This window comes from Arthrobacter sp. MDT2-3 (genome assembly GCF_059090465.1).
The window spans coordinates 63413-81752 of record NZ_JBNHFS010000003.1; the positions used below are offsets into that span (position 1 = coordinate 63413).

The 18340-nt window shown below is 64.5% G+C and carries 15 protein-coding genes; 4 read left to right on the forward strand and 11 right to left on the reverse strand.

Annotation, left to right across the window (positions count from 1 at the left end; translation table 11 throughout):
• Positions 1 to 6 precede the first annotated feature (6 nt).
• Entirely contained in the window at positions 7 to 1488 is a 1482-nt protein-coding gene (locus AC5RUQ_RS10370; RefSeq protein ID WP_493947691.1) for a molybdopterin-dependent oxidoreductase, read from the reverse strand.
• A 275-nt stretch (positions 1489 to 1763) separates the two neighbouring features.
• On the opposite strand from AC5RUQ_RS10370, the gene moaA reads away from it, so the two are divergent.
• The 3 genes from moaA to AC5RUQ_RS10385 all read left to right on the forward strand — a co-directional run bounded on the left by moaA (position 1764) and on the right by AC5RUQ_RS10385 (position 5120).
• Entirely contained in the window at positions 1764 to 2891 is a 1128-nt protein-coding gene (gene moaA, locus AC5RUQ_RS10375; protein WP_493947254.1) for a GTP 3',8-cyclase MoaA, read from the forward strand.
• 5 nt (positions 2892 to 2896) lie between these two features.
• The gene (locus AC5RUQ_RS10380) at positions 2897 to 3163 is read left to right on the forward strand and encodes a MoaD/ThiS family protein (RefSeq protein WP_493947255.1); all 267 of its coding nucleotides are present in this window, start codon (positions 2897 to 2899) and stop codon (positions 3161 to 3163) included.
• A 289-nt stretch (positions 3164 to 3452) separates the two neighbouring features.
• On the forward strand, positions 3453 to 5120 hold the full coding sequence (locus AC5RUQ_RS10385) for an HNH endonuclease signature motif containing protein (RefSeq protein WP_493947256.1): 1668 nt from the start codon (positions 3453 to 3455) through the stop codon (positions 5118 to 5120).
• A 36-nt stretch (positions 5121 to 5156) separates the two neighbouring features.
• On the opposite strand, the gene AC5RUQ_RS10390 is transcribed toward AC5RUQ_RS10385, so the two are convergent.
• The 7 genes from AC5RUQ_RS10390 to AC5RUQ_RS10420 all read right to left on the reverse strand — a co-directional run bounded on the left by AC5RUQ_RS10390 (position 5157) and on the right by AC5RUQ_RS10420 (position 13284).
• On the reverse strand, positions 5157 to 5663 hold the full coding sequence (locus tag AC5RUQ_RS10390) for a DUF1579 family protein (protein ID WP_493947257.1): 507 nt from the start codon (positions 5661 to 5663) through the stop codon (positions 5157 to 5159).
• Positions 5664 to 5702: 39 nt separating this feature from the next.
• Positions 5703 to 7046 (reverse strand): M16 family metallopeptidase, encoded by a 1344-nt coding sequence (locus tag AC5RUQ_RS10395; RefSeq protein ID WP_493947258.1) that lies wholly within the window; start codon positions 7044 to 7046, stop codon positions 5703 to 5705.
• 115 nt (positions 7047 to 7161) lie between these two features.
• Positions 7162 to 9423 carry a polyribonucleotide nucleotidyltransferase gene (locus AC5RUQ_RS10400; protein ID WP_493947693.1) on the reverse strand — a complete coding sequence of 754 codons (2262 nt, stop codon included), beginning with the start codon at positions 9421 to 9423 and terminating at the stop codon, positions 7162 to 7164.
• A 243-nt stretch (positions 9424 to 9666) separates the two neighbouring features.
• Positions 9667 to 9936 (reverse strand): 30S ribosomal protein S15, encoded by a 270-nt coding sequence (gene rpsO, locus AC5RUQ_RS10405; protein ID WP_493947259.1) that lies wholly within the window; start codon positions 9934 to 9936, stop codon positions 9667 to 9669.
• Between the two features lie 219 nt (positions 9937 to 10155).
• On the reverse strand, positions 10156 to 11424 hold the full coding sequence (locus tag AC5RUQ_RS10410; protein WP_493947260.1) for a kynureninase: 1269 nt from the start codon (positions 11422 to 11424) through the stop codon (positions 10156 to 10158).
• A complete protein-coding gene (kynA, locus tag AC5RUQ_RS10415) occupies positions 11421 to 12275 on the reverse strand; it encodes a tryptophan 2,3-dioxygenase (RefSeq protein ID WP_493947261.1) in 855 nt (284 codons plus the stop codon). Before kynA ends, AC5RUQ_RS10410 begins: the two co-directional genes overlap by 4 nt.
• 25 nt (positions 12276 to 12300) lie before the next feature.
• Entirely contained in the window at positions 12301 to 13284 is a 984-nt protein-coding gene (locus AC5RUQ_RS10420; RefSeq protein WP_493947262.1) for a bifunctional riboflavin kinase/FAD synthetase, read from the reverse strand.
• A 293-nt stretch (positions 13285 to 13577) separates the two neighbouring features.
• Here AC5RUQ_RS10420 and AC5RUQ_RS10425 point away from each other — a divergent pair, with 293 nt between their 5' ends.
• Positions 13578 to 16472 (forward strand): tetratricopeptide repeat protein, encoded by a 2895-nt coding sequence (locus tag AC5RUQ_RS10425; protein WP_493947263.1) that lies wholly within the window; start codon positions 13578 to 13580, stop codon positions 16470 to 16472.
• Here the strand turns inward: AC5RUQ_RS10425 and AC5RUQ_RS10430 are convergent.
• From AC5RUQ_RS10430 to truB, 3 genes are read right to left on the reverse strand one after another with little or no spacing between them, the layout of a single operon-like run.
• Entirely contained in the window at positions 16469 to 16972 is a 504-nt protein-coding gene (locus AC5RUQ_RS10430; RefSeq protein WP_493947264.1) for a hypothetical protein, read from the reverse strand. The two genes, AC5RUQ_RS10425 and AC5RUQ_RS10430, sit on opposite strands and share 4 nt — an antisense overlap.
• Before the next feature lies 1 nt (position 16973).
• Complete coding sequence (locus tag AC5RUQ_RS10435; protein ID WP_493947265.1) at positions 16974 to 17327, reverse strand: hypothetical protein; 354 nt, start codon at positions 17325 to 17327, stop codon at positions 16974 to 16976.
• A 2-nt stretch (positions 17328 to 17329) separates the two neighbouring features.
• Positions 17330 to 18265 (reverse strand): tRNA pseudouridine(55) synthase TruB, encoded by a 936-nt coding sequence (gene truB, locus AC5RUQ_RS10440; RefSeq protein ID WP_493947266.1) that lies wholly within the window; start codon positions 18263 to 18265, stop codon positions 17330 to 17332.
• Positions 18266 to 18340: the final 75 nt, after the last annotated feature.

Consider the following 18340-nt stretch of genomic DNA (forward strand, 5'->3'; position numbering starts at 1 on the left):
TAGCCGTCAGGGTTTCACCTCCACTCTAATCGTGTGGAACCCGGTGGCTCCGTCCGGGGCGACAGGCCGGCTCTCCTCGTCCTGCGCCTTACCCGTCAGGTCCGTGGCACGGACCTGGAGTTCGTACTGGCCTTCCGTCAGTTCCAGGCCCAGTTTCCATTGGTACCAAGTGTCCAGCGAGATGCCTTCGGCCAGCTCCGCCTGCTGCCACTGGCCGCGGTTTACGCGGACCTCCACCTTTTCGATGCCGGTGTGTTGGGCCCAGGCGATGCCGCCGATCATCACCGTTCCCGCCTTCACCGGCCGGCCATTTCGTGGCACATCAATCCTTGAGGACGTTTTGATCGGGCCCCGCTCCGACCAGCCCCGGGGAGTCCAGTAGGCGACGTCGTCCGCGAAGCGGGTGACCTTGAGCCCGGTGACCCATTTGGTGGCCGACACGTACCCGTACAGCCCTGGCACCACGAGCCGCACCGGAAATCCGTGCTCAAGGGGCAGCGGCTCGCCATTCATTCCGACGGCCAGCAGGGCGTCCCGGCCATCCCTGAGCACCTCAAGGGGGGTGCCTGCGGTCCAGCCGTCCACACTTCGTGAGAGCACCATGTCTGCGCCGGGCTGGGGGCGGGCGAGGCTGAGCAGTTCGCGGACCGGCCAGCCGAGCCAACGTGCGTTGCCGATGAGGTCTCCGCCCACGTTGTTGGATACACATGCGATGGTTATGTGGCGCTCCACCATGGGCTTGGCCAGTAGCTCGGCGAAGGTCAACTCCACCTCCTTGTCCACCATGCCCGTGACTTTCAGGACCCCCGTGTCCGGGTCGACCGCGGGAACCACAAGCGCGGTGTCTATGCGGTAAAAGTCGGCGTTGGGAGTGACCAGTGGTTGCATGCCGTCCACCTTCACCTCCGCAGTTGGCGGAATGGCTGGCGCCAGTGATGCGGGGGCCGGCAGCGTCACACGGCTCCGGGCTTCGCTGGCCACGGCGGCGGCACCGCGCCATACTCCCGCCAGCGCACCGCCGATGACAGTGAACGCAGCTCCGCCTGCGACGGCTTGCAGGAAGCGACGGCGGGCTGGCGCTTCCGGGGACGCTAATTCCGCTCCCGCGCTCCCCCACTCATGCAGCCAGCGAATCAGGAACCTAAGCAGCACTCCGGCAGCGACTGCGGTGAGTACTGGCAACACCATCGAATTAAAGGTGACCTGGGCGCGGGTCAGGACGGCCGCCAGACCCACGAGCCCAAAGACAGCGACCACTGCGGCGCCCATAAAGCGGCGGCGGTACTCCGCTACCCCCGCCACCGCGGCCAGGGACGCCATGACCAGAGCCATTCCGGCCAGGAGAGCCACCTTGTCGGCAGTACCGAACAGCGCCACGGCCCAGTCCTTGACACCGGGAGGAACGGCGTCGATGACAGCGCCGCCAACAGCGGTAGTCGGCGACAACGACGGACTGAAAATACCCGCCAACAGCTCCCCCAGCACCACGGCGCTGCCCACCGCAACTGCCCCTGCGGCCGCTGCCCACCGCCCCTTCAGGCGTGGCGTTGACTGGTGCGGCAGCGGAGGGTGCGCGGGTTCCCGCAGCCCGCCCCCGCCGTCGTGCGTTGCCTGCCTTGGCTGGGAGCTGTCCACACTTCCAGCATAGGTTCGCAGAGTTCAGGTGGCGCGGGCTCTGCCGTGAATTCCGCTGGGTATTCTGTTGCAGCCCTTTGCGCTGTCACGGGTGTGATGCACAGCCCAACGTGGCGTAGCCTGAATTCATGAGCGTCCAGCTAGGCATGCCCCAGCCGCGGGAGGAAGCAGCGTCCCTACCGTCGGTTCCCGCTGCCCGCCCCGCTGGTGCTCCGGCCGGACTGGCGGACCGCTATGGGCGCCGGGCCACGGACATGAGGTTGTCCCTGACGGACAAATGCAACCTGCGCTGCACTTACTGCATGCCTGCCGAGGGCCTGGAGTGGCTGGCGAAGCAGGCAGTCATGTCGGCCGAGGAAATCGTCCGGATCGTCCGCATTGGCGTGGAGCAGTTGGGTGTCCGGGAACTGCGGCTTACGGGCGGCGAACCGCTGGTGCGGCACGACCTGGTGGACATCATCGGCGCGCTGCGCAGCAACCATCCCAGCCTGCCCATCTCAATGACCACCAACGGCGTTGGCTTGGCGAAAAAAGCGGCGCCGCTGAAGGCGGCAGGGTTGACGCGCATCAACGTGTCACTCGATTCCCTGCATGAGGAAACCTTCACCCAACTGACGCGCAGGCCGTTCCTGAACCAGGTACTGGCCGGGGTGGACGCAGCCTGGGCAGCCGGCCTGGGCCCGGTCAAGCTCAACGCTGTACTGATGCGCGGCATCAACGACGCCGAGGCGCCATCGCTGCTCGCCTGGGCACTCGGACGCGGCTACGAACTGCGTTTTATTGAGCAGATGCCGCTGGACGCGGACCATGGCTGGACGCGGCGGAACATGATCACGGCCGCCGAAATCCGCGAGTTGCTCTCCACCGATTTTGTCCTCAGCGCTGATCCCCGCGCGCGTGACGGCGCACCGGCTGAACGCTTTGAAGTACGACGGCGGGTGGCCGGGTCCGCTGATGGCGCTGCCGGCCCTGTCCTGGGAACCGTGGGGATTATCGCATCGGTCACCGAGCCGTTCTGCTCAGACTGCCGCAGGACGCGGATTACGGCAGAGGGCAAGATCATGAGCTGCCTCTTCTCCCGGGAAGAGTTCGACCTGCTGGGCCTCTTGCGTTCCGGGGCCAGCGACGATGCCCTTGCCCAGCGGTGGCAGGATGCGATGTGGATCAAACCTAAGGCTCACGGAATGGACCACGTGGGACTTGATGCTCCGGACTTCGTCCAGCCGGACCGCAGCATGAGCGCCATCGGGGGCTGAATCTTTTGAACGTACGTTACTTCGCTGCCGCGCGCGCTGCGGCAGGGGTGGAGGAGGAGCGCTTCGACCTGGCGCCGGGCTCCACTGTTGCCGACCTGCTGGAGACCGTTCTGTCGGTGGAGCGCCCCGAGCCTCCTGCGGGGACTCCCCCGCTGCCCCGCATCCTGTCCCGAAGCAGCTACCTGCTGAATGAAGTCGCCGTCCGGGACCATTCCGTTGTGCTGGACACGAATGACGTGGTGGATGTGCTGCCTCCCTTCGCAGGGGGCTAGGAGCAGCTTTCCCGGCAGCGTGGTAGCCCGCTCGCAATCGGGTCGCCGGCGCCGACAGTGTCAGTGCCCGCAACGCTGTTTCCTGCCGCGCTGGCTGCTCGGGTCCGCCCATCAACCGTTCCCTCAGAATGTCAGTGACTCCTTAGATGATGTTCATATGGAGATTCACTCGACAGCCCAGGCGGATGGTGCGGCAACGCTGTTTCCTGCCGCGCTGGCTGCTCGGGTCCGCTCTTCAACCGCACCGGGACCCGGACCAATTGTCAGTGCCTCCGTAGATGATGTTCATATGGGACACAGCGTGGATGGGGCAGTGGCGATGGAGGGCATTCATGCTTCTGTTGATGCCCTCCAAGCGCTCTTCCTCCAGGATGCGTCTTTGGAAGTTGCAGCGGCAGCCGCTGCAGGGGTTCACGTGCTGCAGCGCGGGTACGAGCTCCGTTTGGACCGGATGGCTGTGGTGTCACGTCTGGAAGCACAGCTCGCTGCGCTCAAGGCCCGGGATGCGGCCGAGTGCATCGAACTGCAAGAGGCCATGACCCCACCGGACGCGCCGGTGCACGAGCGGACCTATGCAGAGATGTCCGCGGTTGAGGAAATCGCTGCCGTCCTGACAATAAGCGCCGCAGCAGCAGGGGCACTCGTCACCCACTCCCGGCAGCTGTGCGCCCTGCCGCTGGCTCTGGATGCCCTGTCCTCGGGAACAATCTCGTGGCAGCACGCGAAAATCATCGCCGACGAAACCGACAGCCTTGACCCCGCCGGCGCGGCCAACCTGGCCGCCCATTTCCTGGACCCGGACGCCCCCAACCCGGCCCGCGGAGCCGCCGCCGGTGAGCTGGTCCCCTCCCGGTTCCGGACCAAAGTCCGCGCCTGGCGGGAACGCCACCACCCCGAATCCCTTGAAAGACGCCACACCAAAAGCGTCGCCGACCGGAGAGTGGAATACAGCCCCGACCGGGACGGCATGGCCTGGATCTCGGCCTGCCTCCCCGCCCACCAGGGCTTAGCCATCTGGAACCGCACCACCGCCCTCGCCCGGGGCGCCCAGGGCCCGGACGAACCCCGCACACTCACCCAACTCCGGGCCGACATCCTCGCCCGCCTGCTCCTCAGCGCAGCACCGGCCCTAAACGCCGCCCCGGAAGCCAGCGAAGACAGCACCAAAGACTGCTCCGACGACGCGATCGGGCTGGCATCCCTGGCAACAACAGACACCGAAGTAACAAGCACCGGCCAGCACGACGCCGCGGGCCCTGCCGGCGACAAGGAATACGCCGGCATCGCCACAGTCCCGGTCCCGAACTCCCAGGTCCTGGTCACCGTCCCGGTGTTCGCACTGCTGGGTCTCTCCGACGAACCCGCCATACTTGACGGCTACGGACCCATCCCCGCCTCGATGGCACGGCAACTCCTCGCCGACGGCGCCACCTCCTTCCACCGGGTCCTGGTGGATCCAAGGGACGGGGCACCACTGGAAATCGGCCGCACTCACTACCGGCTCACCAAAGCCATGAAAAAGGCGCTTCAGCTCAGGGACGGCAAATGCAGCTTCCCCGGCTGCAACAACCAGTCACTCGACAACGAGGCAGACCACCTTCACGCCTGGCAGCACGGCGGCAACACCGGCATCAGCAACCTGGCCCAACTCTGCCCAAAACACCACCGCCTCAAACACCACGGCACCTGGACACCCACAACGGCCACCAAAAACGAACCACCAAGCTGGACCTCACCCACAGGCCGGCACTACAAAGCTGAACGCCCTGACTGGGAACCACCGCGCTGGCCACCGGGGCTTCCGCCCGCGGAACTGCCGCCTGACGAACCAGCCGCGGACAGTCTTGTGGATCCGGACGATATTTCGGCCGGAGACCGTTTGTGGGATGACTTCTATGCCATGCCCCCTGCGCTGCCGGCCGACCCCTCAACGGCCAGGAGCCTGCTGCATGTCTGAAATGGCGTGCCTCGGGCGGTTGAGGAGTTGCAGACGTCAGCTTCGCTGGAACGTTGACGTCATGAACGGAACATAGGCCGAGCCGTTCCCGTCGGCCCCGCCGCCGGATTCGTCCCTTGCGGCAGTGTTTCCACGGGTGCGAAGCTCTGTCACATGGGTGAGCACTCCCCCGTCGATGCTCAGCGTATGACGGGTCCATCCGGCACTGCCCCGGCGTTCCACCCTGAGGGCGCCGCCGTGCCACGTACAGCGCGCCGGTGCACCCGGGTCTGGGCTCGCGTTGTCCACGTAGTACCAGAAGACGTTTTGGTGATCCGGGTCCAGAGTGAACATGCCGTGGCCTTCGAAATATGTCCCGTCGGGTTCCAGGTGCCGATAGCTCTGCACCACGGCGAAACCGCCGGCCACCGGCCTGTACGTCACTTCGGCTTCTACGGTGCGCTCCGGTCCCCACGGGCCGCCGACGAACCGGGTACTCCCGCGCCAGTTGCCCAGGAAGCCTGCCAATGCGTCGGGACCGCGGTTGGGTAGGGTCCGTTCCACAGTCCCCTCCCTCCCGCGCTAAGACCTGCCTGCGGCGGGTCAGAGCCCGAACGTTTCCGATTCCTCAAAGGGCCCGACGACGGTCACCGTCCGGGGTGCCGCTGCCAGCTCCGCCGCAAGGTCCTGGACCTGTTCTGCCGTGACGGCCTTGATGAGCCTGAGCGTTTCGTCAATGTCCTGGTATTCGCCGGAAACCAGTTCCGCCCGGCCCAGCCGCGACATCCGCGATCCCGTATCCTCCAGGGCCAGGACGATTCCGCCGCCCAGCTGGCCCACAGCCTTCCGAAGTTCGTCCTCGGTAATCCCGTGCTCGGCCAGCTTGTCCAGTTCCTCGCCGAGCAGGCCAAGGACCTGGCGCACCTTGGACGGCGTGCATCCCGCGTACATGCCGAAGTACCCGGCGTCGGCGTAGGAGGAAGCGAAGGAGTACGTGGAATACACCAGGCCGCGCTTCTCGCGGATTTCCTGGAACAGCCGCGACGACATGCCTCCGCCAAGCACGGCGTTCAGGACGCTCATGACGTAACGCCGTTCGTCGGTGGCAACGATCGTGGGGCAGCCCATGATGATGTTTGCCTGCTCCACCGCGCGCTTGACCACGTGGAGGCCTGCCGTCCCGGTGATCAGGGCCCGGTCGGTGGAACGCCTTTCGACAGGCGCCGCGTCGGACTTCAGCGACCACCCTGCAGACTCAAGGGCGTCCACGACGAGGTTGCAGACGACGTCGTGCTCGAGGCCGCCCGCCGCAGTGATCACGAGCTCGTCCGGCCGGTAATACCGCTGGTAGTGCTCCCATACGGAGTCCCGTGCAACTGCCTTGATGGCGTCCGGCGTGCCGCCGATGGGGCGTCCCAGAGGGTGGCTGCCCAGGACTGCTGACACAAAGTGTTCGTGCGCGACGTCCGTGGGGTCGTCGCTGTCCATGGCGATTTCCTCGAGGATGACGTCCCGTTCCTGCTCCATTTCTGCCGGGTCCAGGACGGCACCCGTGATCATGTCGGCGATCACGTCAATGGCCATGGGCAGGTCGGAATCCAGGACCCGCGCGAAGTAGCACGTGCTTTCCTTGGCCGTGGCCGCGTTTGACTCGCCGCCAACCTCGTCAAAGGCCGAAGCGATCTCGAGTGCGGTACGGCGCTTGGTCCCCTTGAAGAGGAGATGCTCCAGGAAGTGTGTGGAACCATGCTGCCCCGGGGCCTCGTCCCGGGACCCGACGCCCACCCAAAAACCAATGGTGGCTGACCTCTGGCCAGGCATCGCCTCCGTCAGCACCCGCACTCCCCCGGGCAGCACCGAACGCCGGACTTCGGAGCCGCCGTCGGAACCGTGGACCAGGGTATCGCCGCGGTGATTCTGCTCAAGCGGCAGGGGTACAACAGTCATTGAGGCCTTTCAAAAGGGGCAGCCGGGATCTGGCTGCCATCGTAACAGCGGCGGGGCCGGTGGATCATCCACCGGCCCCGCCGATTCATGCTTTGTGTGCCGGAAACCGGAACCGTTAGACCTCAGCGCCTTCAGCAGGCTCCGTGGTGTGGGCGCGCTCGGTCTCGACCTCGGCGCCTTCTTCCTCGGCAACCACCGGGGCGAGCGAGAGCTTTCCGCGGTCGTCGATCTTGGTGATTTCCACCTGGACCTTCTGGCCCACCGAGACGACGTCATCAACGTTGTCAACGCGCTTGCCGTTGGCCAGCTTGCGCAGCTCGGAGATGTGCAGGAGGCCGTCCTTGCCCGGGGTCAGCGATACGAAGGCACCGAAGGTGGTGGTCTTGACAACCGTACCCAGGTAACGTTCGCCGATTTCCGGGACCTGCGGGTTCGCAATGGCGTTGATGGCGGAGCGTGCTGCGTCTGCAGACGGGCCGTCGGTGGCGCCAATGTAGACCGTGCCGTCGTCCTCGATGGAGATGTCGGCGCCGGTGTCTTCCTGGATCTGGTTGATCATCTTGCCCTTGGGGCCAATGACCTCGCCGATCTTGTCCACAGGGATCTTCACGGCGATGACGCGCGGCGCGAACTCGGAGAGCTCGTCCGGGGTATCGATGGCCGAATCCATAACCTCGAGGATGTGCAGGCGTGCTTCGCGGGCCTGCTTCAGGGCTGCTGCCAGCACCGAAGCGGGGATACCGTCGAGCTTGGTGTCCAGCTGGATGGCCGTAACGAATTCGGAGGTACCGGCAACCTTGAAGTCCATGTCGCCGAAGGCGTCTTCGGCGCCAAGGATGTCAGTCAGTGCCGCGTAGCGCGTCTGGCCGTCCACCTGGTCGGAGACCAGGCCCATGGCAATACCGGCGACGGCGGCCTTCAGGGGCACACCGGCGTTCAGCATGGACAGGGTGGATGCGCAGACAGAACCCATCGACGTCGAACCGTTGGAGCTGAGCGCCTCGGATACCTGGCGGATGGCGTACGGGAACTCCTCCCGGGACGGCAGCACCGGCACGAGGGCCCGCTCTGCCAGCGCACCGTGGCCGATTTCGCGGCGCTTGGGCGAGCCCACGCGGCCGGTCTCACCGGTGGAGTACGGCGGGAAGTTGTAGTTGTGCATGTAGCGCTTGGTCTTGACGGGTGACAGCGAGTCGATCTGCTGTTCCATCTTCAGCATGTTCAGCGTGGTGACACCCATGATCTGGGTTTCGCCGCGCTCGAAGATGGCTGAACCGTGGACGCGGGGCAGGACCTCTACCTCGGCGGTGAGCTGGCGGATGTCCGTCAGGCCGCGGCCGTCGATGCGGACCTGGTCCTTGAGGATGCGCTGGCGCACAACGTGCTTGGTGACCGAGCGGAATGCTGCGGACACTTCCTTGTCACGGCCTTCGAACTGCTCGGCCAGGGCGGCGGAAACCTCGTCTTTCAGGGCGTCCGAAGCGTCATTGCGCTCCTGCTTATCCGCGATCTGGAAGACGGCAGCCAGCTTCTCAGCGGCAGCGGACTCAACAGCGGCGTACACGTCGTCCTCGTAGTCCAGGAAGACCGGGAACTCGACGGTCGGCTTAGCCGCGCGGGAGGCGAGGTCTGCCTGGGCGTCGCAAAGTGCCTTGATGAACGGCTTCGCAGCCTCGAGGCCCTCGGAGACAACCTCTTCGGTGGGGGCGGTGGCGCCCTGTTCCTTAATGAGGTTCCAGGAGTTGTCGGTGGCCTCGGCTTCGACCATCATGATGGCGACGTCGTCACCGGCGATGCGGCCGGCTACCACCATGTTGAAGACGGAGTTCTCCAGCTGCGAGTGCTTGGGGAAAGCGACCCACTGTGATCCGTTTTCGTCGGCAACCAGGGCAACGCGGACGCCGCCGATGGGGCCGGAGAACGGCAGGCCGGAAAGCTGGGTGGACATGGAGGAGGCGTTGATGGCCACCACGTCGTACAGCTCGTCAGGGTTGATCGCCAGGACGGTGACCACAATCTGGACCTCGTTGCGCAGGCCCTTAATGAAGGCGGGGCGCAGCGGGCGGTCCATCAGGCGGCAGGCCAGGATGGCCTCGGTGGACGGGCGTCCTTCGCGGCGGAAGAACGAGCCCGGGATGCGGCCGGCAGCGTACATACGCTCTTCGACGTCGACCGTCAGCGGGAAGAAGTCAAAGCCTTCACGCGGGTGCTTGCCGGCTGTGGTAGCGGACAGCAGGGCGGTGTCGTCGTCGATGTACACCATCGCTGCGCCGGCTGCCTGCTTGGCAAGGCGGCCGGTTTCGAAGCGGATTACACGCTTGCCAAAACGGCCATTGTCAATGACTGCTTCTGAGAACTGGATTTCGGGACCCTCCAAGAGAGTCACCTCCGTTTCTGTTTTACGGAAGTCCAGCCGCATCAACCCAGCCCAGCATCTGTCTACTGGCCCTGCACCCGGTCATCGATCGAGACCCACGGGCCGGGGCTTCTATCAACGAAGCCGTTCCCGGGGATCACTACCGAGGACCGCGAATGCGTGATGCGGTTGATCCTCCTGTTTAATTTTTCATTTGAAGAAGGCGGCCCGTTCCGTGGTGGAAAGGGCCGCCCCTAAGTCCGACTAGCGGCGCAGGCCGAGGCGCTCGATGAGCGCACGGTAGCGGGCGATGTCGGTCTTCTTGAGGTAGCTCAGCATGCGCTTGCGACGACCAACCATGGCCAGCAGACCGCGCTGGGTGTGGTAATCGTGCTTGTGCTCCTTCATGTGCTCAGTCAGATCCTTGATCCGCTGGGTCAGGACAGCAACCTGGACCTCCGGTGAACCGGTGTCGCCTTCTGCGGTTGCGTATTCCTTGATGATGGACTGCTTTACGGCGGCTTCAAGTGCCACAATAACTCCTAGGGATGTGCCGTGAGGGCCCAGGTCAGTAATTCACTGCCGGGTCTGCCGCCGCGGCTGGTCCGGGAAACCCGGACAGTGCCACACGCAACAGGAACCAGCCGCCACGGACTGCAGCCGGATCCATCCCTCAGTTTAGCGGCCCCCGCCCAATCTTGTCGAAACAGGCAAGCCTTGGCAGAAGGTGCCGTGGCCAAAGCCGCCCGCCCGCTACTGCGGCAACTGCTCCCGGATCGCTGCCATCCCGTGCAGGACCTCAGCGAAGCTGGTGCTCAGCGGCGAGAGTCCCACCCGAACGCCGTGCGGGGCGCGGAAGTCAGGGATGACATCCCCGTCCCACAGCGACTCCACGGCCCCTTTGGCGAAACCGGGGTGGTCCAGCGTGATGTGGCTGCCCCGGTCCCCCGGCTCCCGCGGCGAGGCGAGTTCGACGCCCAGGGGCGCCAGCCACGCTTCGAAGATCTCGATGGCGAAGGCCGTCAGCTTCACCGACTTCTCCCGGATGGCGGCCATTGACGCTTCCTCGATGAGGTCCAGCGTGCCCCGCATGGCCAGCATCCCGAAAATCGCCGGAGTGCCGCTGAGGAATCCGCGGATGCCGGCAGCCGGCTCATAGCCGGAGGCCATCTCAAAGGCATCCTTGCGGCCCATCCACCCCCAGATCGGCTGGTTGAGGGAGGCGAGGTGGCGGTGGTTGACGTAGGCGAAGGCGGGCGATCCCGGCCCGCCGTTGAGGTACTTGTAGGTGCAGCCTGCAGCGAAGTCCACGCCTGCACTGTCGAGCTCGATCTCCACCGACCCCGCGGAATGGCAAAGGTCCCACACCACCAGCGCCCCGGCGTCGTGTACTGCTGCGGTGATCCCCGGCAGGTCCGCCAGATGGCCGGAACGGTAGGCGATGTGGCTCAGGAGTACGACGGCGGTGCGCGGCCCTGCCGCTTCCCGCACCTCGTCAACGGTCACCCCGGCGGCGGGGTCCGTTTCGATCCAGCGGAGCGTCAGGCCTTCCTCAAGGGCGATGCCCTCAACCAGGTAGCGGTCCGTTGGGAAGTTCCCGGTGTCCAGAACGAGTTCGTTGCGCTCCGGGTCTGCCACGGCCGCCAAGGCCGCGCGGATCAGCTTGTACAGCACCACCGTGGTGGAATCCGCGATGATCGTTTGCCCGGGAGCCGCACCAAGCACTGCGCGGCCCAGCTGGTCGCCGATAGCCTGCGGCAGGTCCAGCCATTCCTCGTCCCAGCCACGGATGAGGCGGCCGCCCCAGCCGTCCCGGATGAACGTGCTGATATCCTCTGCCGTCCGTTTGAGCGGGCGGCCCAGGGAGTTGCCGTCCAGGTAGGACAACGGTGTGTCGGTGCCGATGAACTGACTGCGGTAACCGGCCAGCGGATCCTGCCGGTCCAGCTCGGCTGCCCGCTGCTGCAGGGCCGCTGCTGCGTCCTGGGGGTTTCCCACGATGGGATGCTGCTGGGTGGTCATTGGCCGATCTCCGTCCTGACTGCGAACAACTCCGGGAAAAAGGTCAGTTCGAGGGCCTTCTGCAGGAACGCGGCACCGCTGGAACCGCCCGTCCCGGCTTTCATGCCGATGGTCCGCTGCACGGTGCGCAAATGCCGGAAGCGCCAGAGCTGGAAGTTGTCCTCCAGGTCCACCAGTTCCTCGCAGGCCTCATAGGCGCCCCAGTTGTCCGCTGCGTTTTCATAGATGTACTTGAAGAGCGGCACCAGTTCCGGCGTGAATTCGTGGGCCCGGGTTACGTCCCGTTCGAGCACCGCCGGGGGCACGTCGAACCCTTGGCGGGCGAGGTATGTGAGGAATTCGTCGTAGATGCTGGGAGCGTTGAGCAGCTGCTCCAGCATGGCGTGGGCTTCCGGGTCCGAATCGAACACCGGAAGCATCTTGCGGTTCTTGTTGCCGAGAATGAACTCGACGGCACGGTACTGGCTCGACTGGAAACCGGAGGAATTTCCCAGGAAACCGCGGAACTGCGAATACTCCGTGGGAGTCAGCGTTGCCAGCACGGACCACTGCTCGGTGAGTGTTTTCTGGATGTGCTTTACCCGGGCGATGCCCTTGAGCGCTGAGCCGAGGTCGTCAGCCCGCAACCAGCCGGCGGTGCTCCGCAGCTCATGCAACACCAGCTTGAGCCACAGCTCAGTGGTTTGGTGCTGGATGATGAAGAGCATTTCATCGTGGTGCTCCGGCTGGCTGACAGGCTGCTGCGCGCTCAGCAGGGTAGGCAGCTGCAGGTAGGAGGCGTAACTCATCCGCGAGCTGAAATCACGGACAATACCTTCGTCCAGTTTCCTGGTGTTCTTCTCAACGGACACGGTACTGCCTTTCCCTGCGGATGGTTCAGCGTCTGGCCAGGAGGTCGTGGGCCTGGACCACATCGAGCCGCATCTGGTCTACCAGCGCCTCAGGCCCACGGTATGCCACCATCCCCCTGAGCCGGGCCACAAATTCAACAACTACTGTCTGGCCGTACAGATCGAAGTCCTCCACCGCTTCGTGGGGCCGGTCGATCACGTGGGCTTCGACCTGCCTGCTCACGCCGTCGAACGTTGGATTCGAGCCCACGGAAATGGCCGCCGGCCAGCGCGTCCCGGCCTGGTCCACGAGCCAGCCCGCGTAAATGCCGTCAGCCGGGATGAGCCCGCTGGCGTCGCTGGCAAGGTTGGCTGTGGGAAATCCGAGGGCACGGCCGCGGGCCGCACCGTGGACAACTTCGCCGCGCATGCGGTGGGGCCGGCCCAGCACTGCCGCGGCAGTGGCCACGTCGCCTTCCTGCAGGGCTTCGCGCACCCAAGTGGAGGAGCAGCGGCGGTCCGTGCCGTCGTCGTCATGGAGGGGGTAGCCCTCTGAACCGAACTCGCTGATCACCTGGACCTCGAACCCGAACTTTCCGCCGAGCGCCTTCATGGTGTCCAGGTCGCCGGAGTTGCCGCGGCCGAACCGGGCGTCGTGGCCGATCACAACATGGCTGGCGTGAAGGCAGTTGACCAGGAATTGCTCCACGAATTCTTCAGCGGTGAGGCTGGCGAGGTCCAGGGAGTACTTCATCACCAGGATGGCGTCCAGGCCCAACTCCCCCAGCGCCTCCAGCTTGTCATGCAGTCCCATGATGAGCTCTGGCGCAGATTCCGGGCGGTGGATCAGGGCCGGGTGGGGGTCAAAGGTGATTGCTACGGACCTTGACCGGTTGAGGCGGGCGGTGCGGATCAGCTGGGACAGCACCTGTTGGTGGCCGCGGTGAACTCCGTCGAAGTTCCCGAAGGTGACAACAGATGGGCCGAAGTCCGCCGGGACCTCGGACGGATCGTTCCAGATGTAGACCATCACCCTCGCCTTAAGCTGCCTGCACGCATCAACAATCCGCAACCATACTGGCCACGGGCTCTCTAAGATTACCCGTAATCACCAGGCACGCTTGACGCCGCAGACCGGCGACCCAGCTGTTGCACTTATCCGCCCACGGGCGCATCCCGTGCGGTCCGATGAGCTCGCAATATTTGCTACCCAGTTTTCGTCAACCCCTGATTGACAAGTTTCGGGCGTTCGGTTCGCTACTGTTGCACAGAATGGGGGGGGCCGGTTTCCCGGCTGCCCGAAGCTTAAATGGGGAGCAAACCATGGAACACGCCATTGACCGTGCGCAGGAAACGATCAGGACGCTGACTGCCCAGCACGGCCCGGACCATCCCGATGTATTCGCCGCCCACGTCTTACTGTTCACCGCCACGGCTGATGCCGGGCTGCGGCACACCCTGGTTGCCCCCTCGGAGAAACTCTTCGAACGTGCTCAGCAGGTGCTGGACCGGGAGCATCCGCTGACGCTCACCTTGGGCCATGAACATGCAGAAGCCCTGGGTGCAGTATCCCGGGACGTGGAATCTCTGGACCTGCATCAGCGGATCCACGAACTTCGCCAGAGGGTGCTCGGACCGGACCACGAGGACACCCTGGAAAGTCTGGACAGCATCGGCGCAAGGCACCGCGCCCTTTCCGATGGCCCCGCCGCCTTGTCCACCTACCACCACCTATACAACGCCAGAGTCCGGTTAACCGGTCCGTCCAGCCGGGGAACCGTGCTTGCGCGGAACGGCGTGGGGATGGCCCTGGCCACTCTTGCCCGCCATCAGGAAGCTGTGGAACTTTATGAGGAGTTAATGCCAGCTGCCGAAGGCATTTTTGACACAGACTCTTCCCTGCTCTTCAGCATTCGCAACAATTACGCAAATTCGCTGGGCGCGGTCGGACGACACGCCGAGAGCGCAGCCCTTCACAGGCAGGTATATGGCGCACGGCTCCGGACTGGGGAACCTAACCAGGTCATAATCTTGCGATCCGCAATGAACCTCTGCATAGAGCTGAGGAGTCTTGGAGACTACCCCGAAGCCCTGGCTATTCTCACAGGAGCCATCGACGCCGCAGCAGGAGACCTGGGTGCCAGGCATCCCCAGATAACCCAGGCGAAGCTGGAGTTGGTTGCGATCCTGTGGTTCTCAGGCTCCATGGAGGATGCCTTGGCGCTCCATTCGAGAATCAGCGAGGACTGCGTTCAAGCGTACGGTTTCTCGCACCCGACGACCCTTTTTTGCCATGAATCCATGGCTGAGCGGCTTGTAGAGACAGGCCAGATACCAGCCGCCACGGAAGTGAGGCGGAGGATCCATGCAGCAGCTATGGAGGCTTTCGGCGATGGCCACCTGATGAAGTTTTGGGCGCACCACGTCCTGGCTTCCGGCCTGAGTTGGTCTAAAGAACACGAAGAAGCCCTGAAATTCGCACTGCTGGCTGCAGCAGGCCGCCGGCGCTTGTTAAGCGCTGATCATCAGGGGACTGTGGAGTCCGAGATAGTAGTGGCACATACGCTGGCCTGGCTGAAGAGGCATCGCGAAGCATCAGAACATTACACCTACATCGCGAACCTGCTGAGCGCGCAGCGGGGAGATTCCGACCGCGAAGTGATAAACAACCGCTGGAGCGCGGCCCGGCAACTCTTCAAAGCCGGGGAGCACGAAACGGCACTGCCCCTCCTCCACTCCGCCTTGCAAAACCAGATCGCAACTTACGGCGAGCATGACGACAAAAGCCTCAAGATGCTCTCCCTCTTTGCGCGCAATGTGTATGAGGCGGGTGATCGGGAATCGGCGCTGGAGCACACCACCCGCTGGGCCGACCTCGTTGAGGCATCTTTCGGCAGTTCCGCCCCGGAGACCATCGAGGCCCTTACGGTGTTGGCGGACTGGTGTGAGGGTTTGGAGATTCCGGATCGAGCCCAGGCTTCCCGGCGCCGGCTGCTCTCGGCCCGACGCCTGGCGACCGGCCCCGACAGCGATGAAACCTTGGACGCGGAAGAGTCACTCATAGCCGCTCACATAATGTTCGGAGACGCCCTGGCTGCCATTCAGGCGGCCGCCGGTTTCAATGAAGACCGCCGGCAGCGGCTTGGTTACTCACATGAAAAGACTCTGAAGTCACACGCCACCCTTGCGAAATTGCTTGAACTGCAGGGTGAGTGGGAGCCCCTGATCTCGTTGCACCGGAAAGCCTTGAACGGGATCCCTCTGGAAACGAATGACGTACAGATTGTTCAGGACCATGAGTTCGCTTTAGCGGACGCCCTGGCTGCCGCTGGCAAGGATGAAGAGGCCCTGGCACTCTTCGCCCCGCTTCTCGAAGCTCAAAGGGCAACGTTCGGTGTTGCCCATCCACGGACCGTACGCGTCCAACAGGCGATAGCCCGCCTCTACCGTCGTTCGGAGAAACCAGGGGACGCCGCGCCCCACTACGAATCCCTCATTTCAGCTCAACTGAACAGTGACGGAACAGACACCCCTAAGTCGCTGGAATCTCGAATGGAGTTGGCACACCTGCAGCACGAGCTGGGGCACCCCAAGGCGCAGGATGCGTACCGCTCCAACTACGAGCTGGCCGTACGGCTCCTGCCGGATGACGCCAGGGTCCTGGCGGCGAGGAACGATTTTGCCCGCAGCTTATACGAAGAGGGCCTGCACGATAAGGCCTTCGAGTTGTTGAGGTGGAATGTGGTGGAGTCAACACGGATTTTGGGAGAGGAGCACGGCGATACGACGCGCATCCGATATAGCCTTGCAACTGCCCTTTTCGACGCTGGTCATGCCGGGGAAGCTGCAGAAATCCTCGAAGCAGCAGTGGATGACGATGCGCTCACCGGCAATGGACTGGCCAGTGTGCTGCCCATGCTGCGGATCCTCGCAGGCGCACTGCGCGAAAGCGGGCGGTCACCCGATGTGCCTGCGGCTTATAAGCGAGTGCTCAGGACTTTGTCCGGCCACTTCCCCTTCCCTGGCCACCTCACCGAAACTGAGCTACACCTTATTTTGCCGGATCCGTTTCGCTACGAAGACGCCATCGAACTGGACCTAATGAATGTGGAGGAAGCGCACAGTACGTACGGCCACCACCACCCGGATACCTTGGCCGCTGTTGACCAACTGTTGAAGACCCTCCAGGCTGTCCTGTCGGCATTGAGCCGGAACTAGTGGAACGAGCGGCGGCCCGACTTTGCCTGTACCGGCCGTCGCCGGTACAACCACACCAGGCCCAGGATGGGGAGTACCAGGGGGATGAAGCCGTAGCCGCGGCCAAAGAGCGACCAGACCGTTTCATGCGGGAACGCGACGGAATCGAAGACGCTCAGCGCACCGACCACCAGCACGCCCACCAGTTCCACCAGGACGGCCGCGACCGAAACCTTGAACCAGGTGCTGCCGGCCTTGGCCAGGGACACCGTGGCCACCACGTACACCAGGGCGGCGAACGCGGACAGCAGGTACGCCAGCGGTGCCTCGGAAAACTTGGTGAGGATCTGGTAGCCGGCGCGGGCGGAGGCCGAAATGGCAAAGACTGCATAAACGGCGATGAGCAGGCGTCCGGGCCCCGTATTGCGGGTGTTCCGGCCACCGGTTCCGTTCGCGCCTGCGCCGGTGGTGGTGTTGGGAACGGCGGAGTGCTGGTCTTTCACGCGGCGAGCTTCTTCCATTTCAGTACCAGATCTGATTCATTCGGGCGGCCATCACCAGCGCAGTGACACCCACGGCGGCCAGGACAAAGTTGCTCCACCGTGTGCGCTCCAGGATGGACCAGTAGACGGCGGCGGGCGGCAGGAGCATGGCCGTGGCCAGGTAGCCCCAGAACTCCCAGGCTTCCCCGGCGATGGGCTCTCCGGCTATGACGCGCACGATGGATCCGACCAGATACACCAGGAGCGCCACCTCGACGGCGGCGACCGAAAGGATGGTGGCATCATTCGGCGCTTTCTTCAGGATGCCGGCCAGGAGGCAGATCCCGGTAGACAGGAGCCCCACTACCAGGATGATGTAGAAATAGGCGTCCACCCTCAGCCCACCCCGGACGCGCCGGTACCCGGGCCGGTGCCAGGGGCGAACACCAGGACGGGTTTGGCGAAGCTGCCAGCATCGGCAAGCAGTGCCACCAGGCTTCCATCGGGGGCAAAGGCGGCTGCGGGATGTTCTGCTGTGGCCGCCGCCGGGCTACCGGGGGCAGCGCCGGCAGCGATGCGCCGGCCAAAGGATACTTCCGTGGCTTCCTCGGGGCTGAGCTCGCGGTTGGGCATCAGGGCCCGGGCTGCCTCGGACATCTCGAGTACGTTAAGCTCTTCCGCGAGTTGTTCGAGGGTGCGCGCCTGCTCCAGGGAGTAGGGCCCAACATGGGTCCGCCGGAGGGCTGTGAGGTGCCCGCCAACACCGAGGGTGTTGCCGAGGTCCCGGGCCAGGGCACGGATATATGTCCCGGAGGAGCATTCCACCGTGACATCCAGGTCCACGACGTCGGCCTCGGCGTCCCTGTTAATGCTGTGCACCTCAAACCGGTGGATGGTGACCGGGCGGGAGGCGAGTTTGACCTCTTCACCGGAGCGCACCCGGGCGTAGGCCCGTTCCCCGTTGACTTTGATGGCGCTTACGCTGCTGGGAACCTGCTGGATCTGCCCGGTGAGGGCCGCAACCCCGTCGTGTATCGCCTGCTCGCCCACCCCGGAGGTGCCGGCTGTAGCAGTAACTTCACCTTCGGCGTCGTCCGTGACGGTCGACTGGCCCAGGCGGATGGTGGCCGTGTAGGTCTTGGACGTGCCCACGATGTACGTGAGCAGGCGGGTGGCTTTGTTGATGCCGACCACCAGGACGCCGGTTGCCATTGGATCCAGGGTGCCTGCATGCCCCACTTTCCGGGTACCGGCAAGGCGCCGCATCCGGCCAACCACATCATGGCTGGTCCATCCCTGCGGTTTGTCCACTATCACCAGTCCAGAAAGCACGCTTCCCAGTATATCGGCGCTGGTCGTGGCACCCGCCCACGCATCGCGCGGCCCGGGGAGCATCCCCGGCCGCCC

Bases quoted from the DNA above. Each gene is read 5' to 3' on its own strand.
- AC5RUQ_RS10420 (WP_493947262.1), bottom strand. From the start codon at position 13,284: ATGGTCTACATCTGGAACGATCCGTCCGAGGTCCCGGCGGACTTCGGC.
- moaA (WP_493947254.1), top strand. From the start codon at position 1,764: ATGAGCGTCCAGCTAGGCATGCCCCAGCCGCGGGAGGAAGCAGCGTCC.
- AC5RUQ_RS10410 (WP_493947260.1), bottom strand. From the start codon at position 11,424: ATGACCACCCAGCAGCATCCCATCGTGGGAAACCCCCAGGACGCAGCA.
- AC5RUQ_RS10430 (WP_493947264.1), bottom strand. From the start codon at position 16,972: ATGGAAGAAGCTCGCCGCGTGAAAGACCAGCACTCCGCCGTTCCCAAC.
- AC5RUQ_RS10425 (WP_493947263.1), top strand. From the start codon at position 13,578: ATGGAACACGCCATTGACCGTGCGCAGGAAACGATCAGGACGCTGACT.
- AC5RUQ_RS10395 (WP_493947258.1), bottom strand. From the start codon at position 7,046: ATGACTGTTGTACCCCTGCCGCTTGAGCAGAATCACCGCGGCGATACC.
- AC5RUQ_RS10385 (WP_493947256.1), top strand. From the start codon at position 3,453: ATGGGACACAGCGTGGATGGGGCAGTGGCGATGGAGGGCATTCATGCT.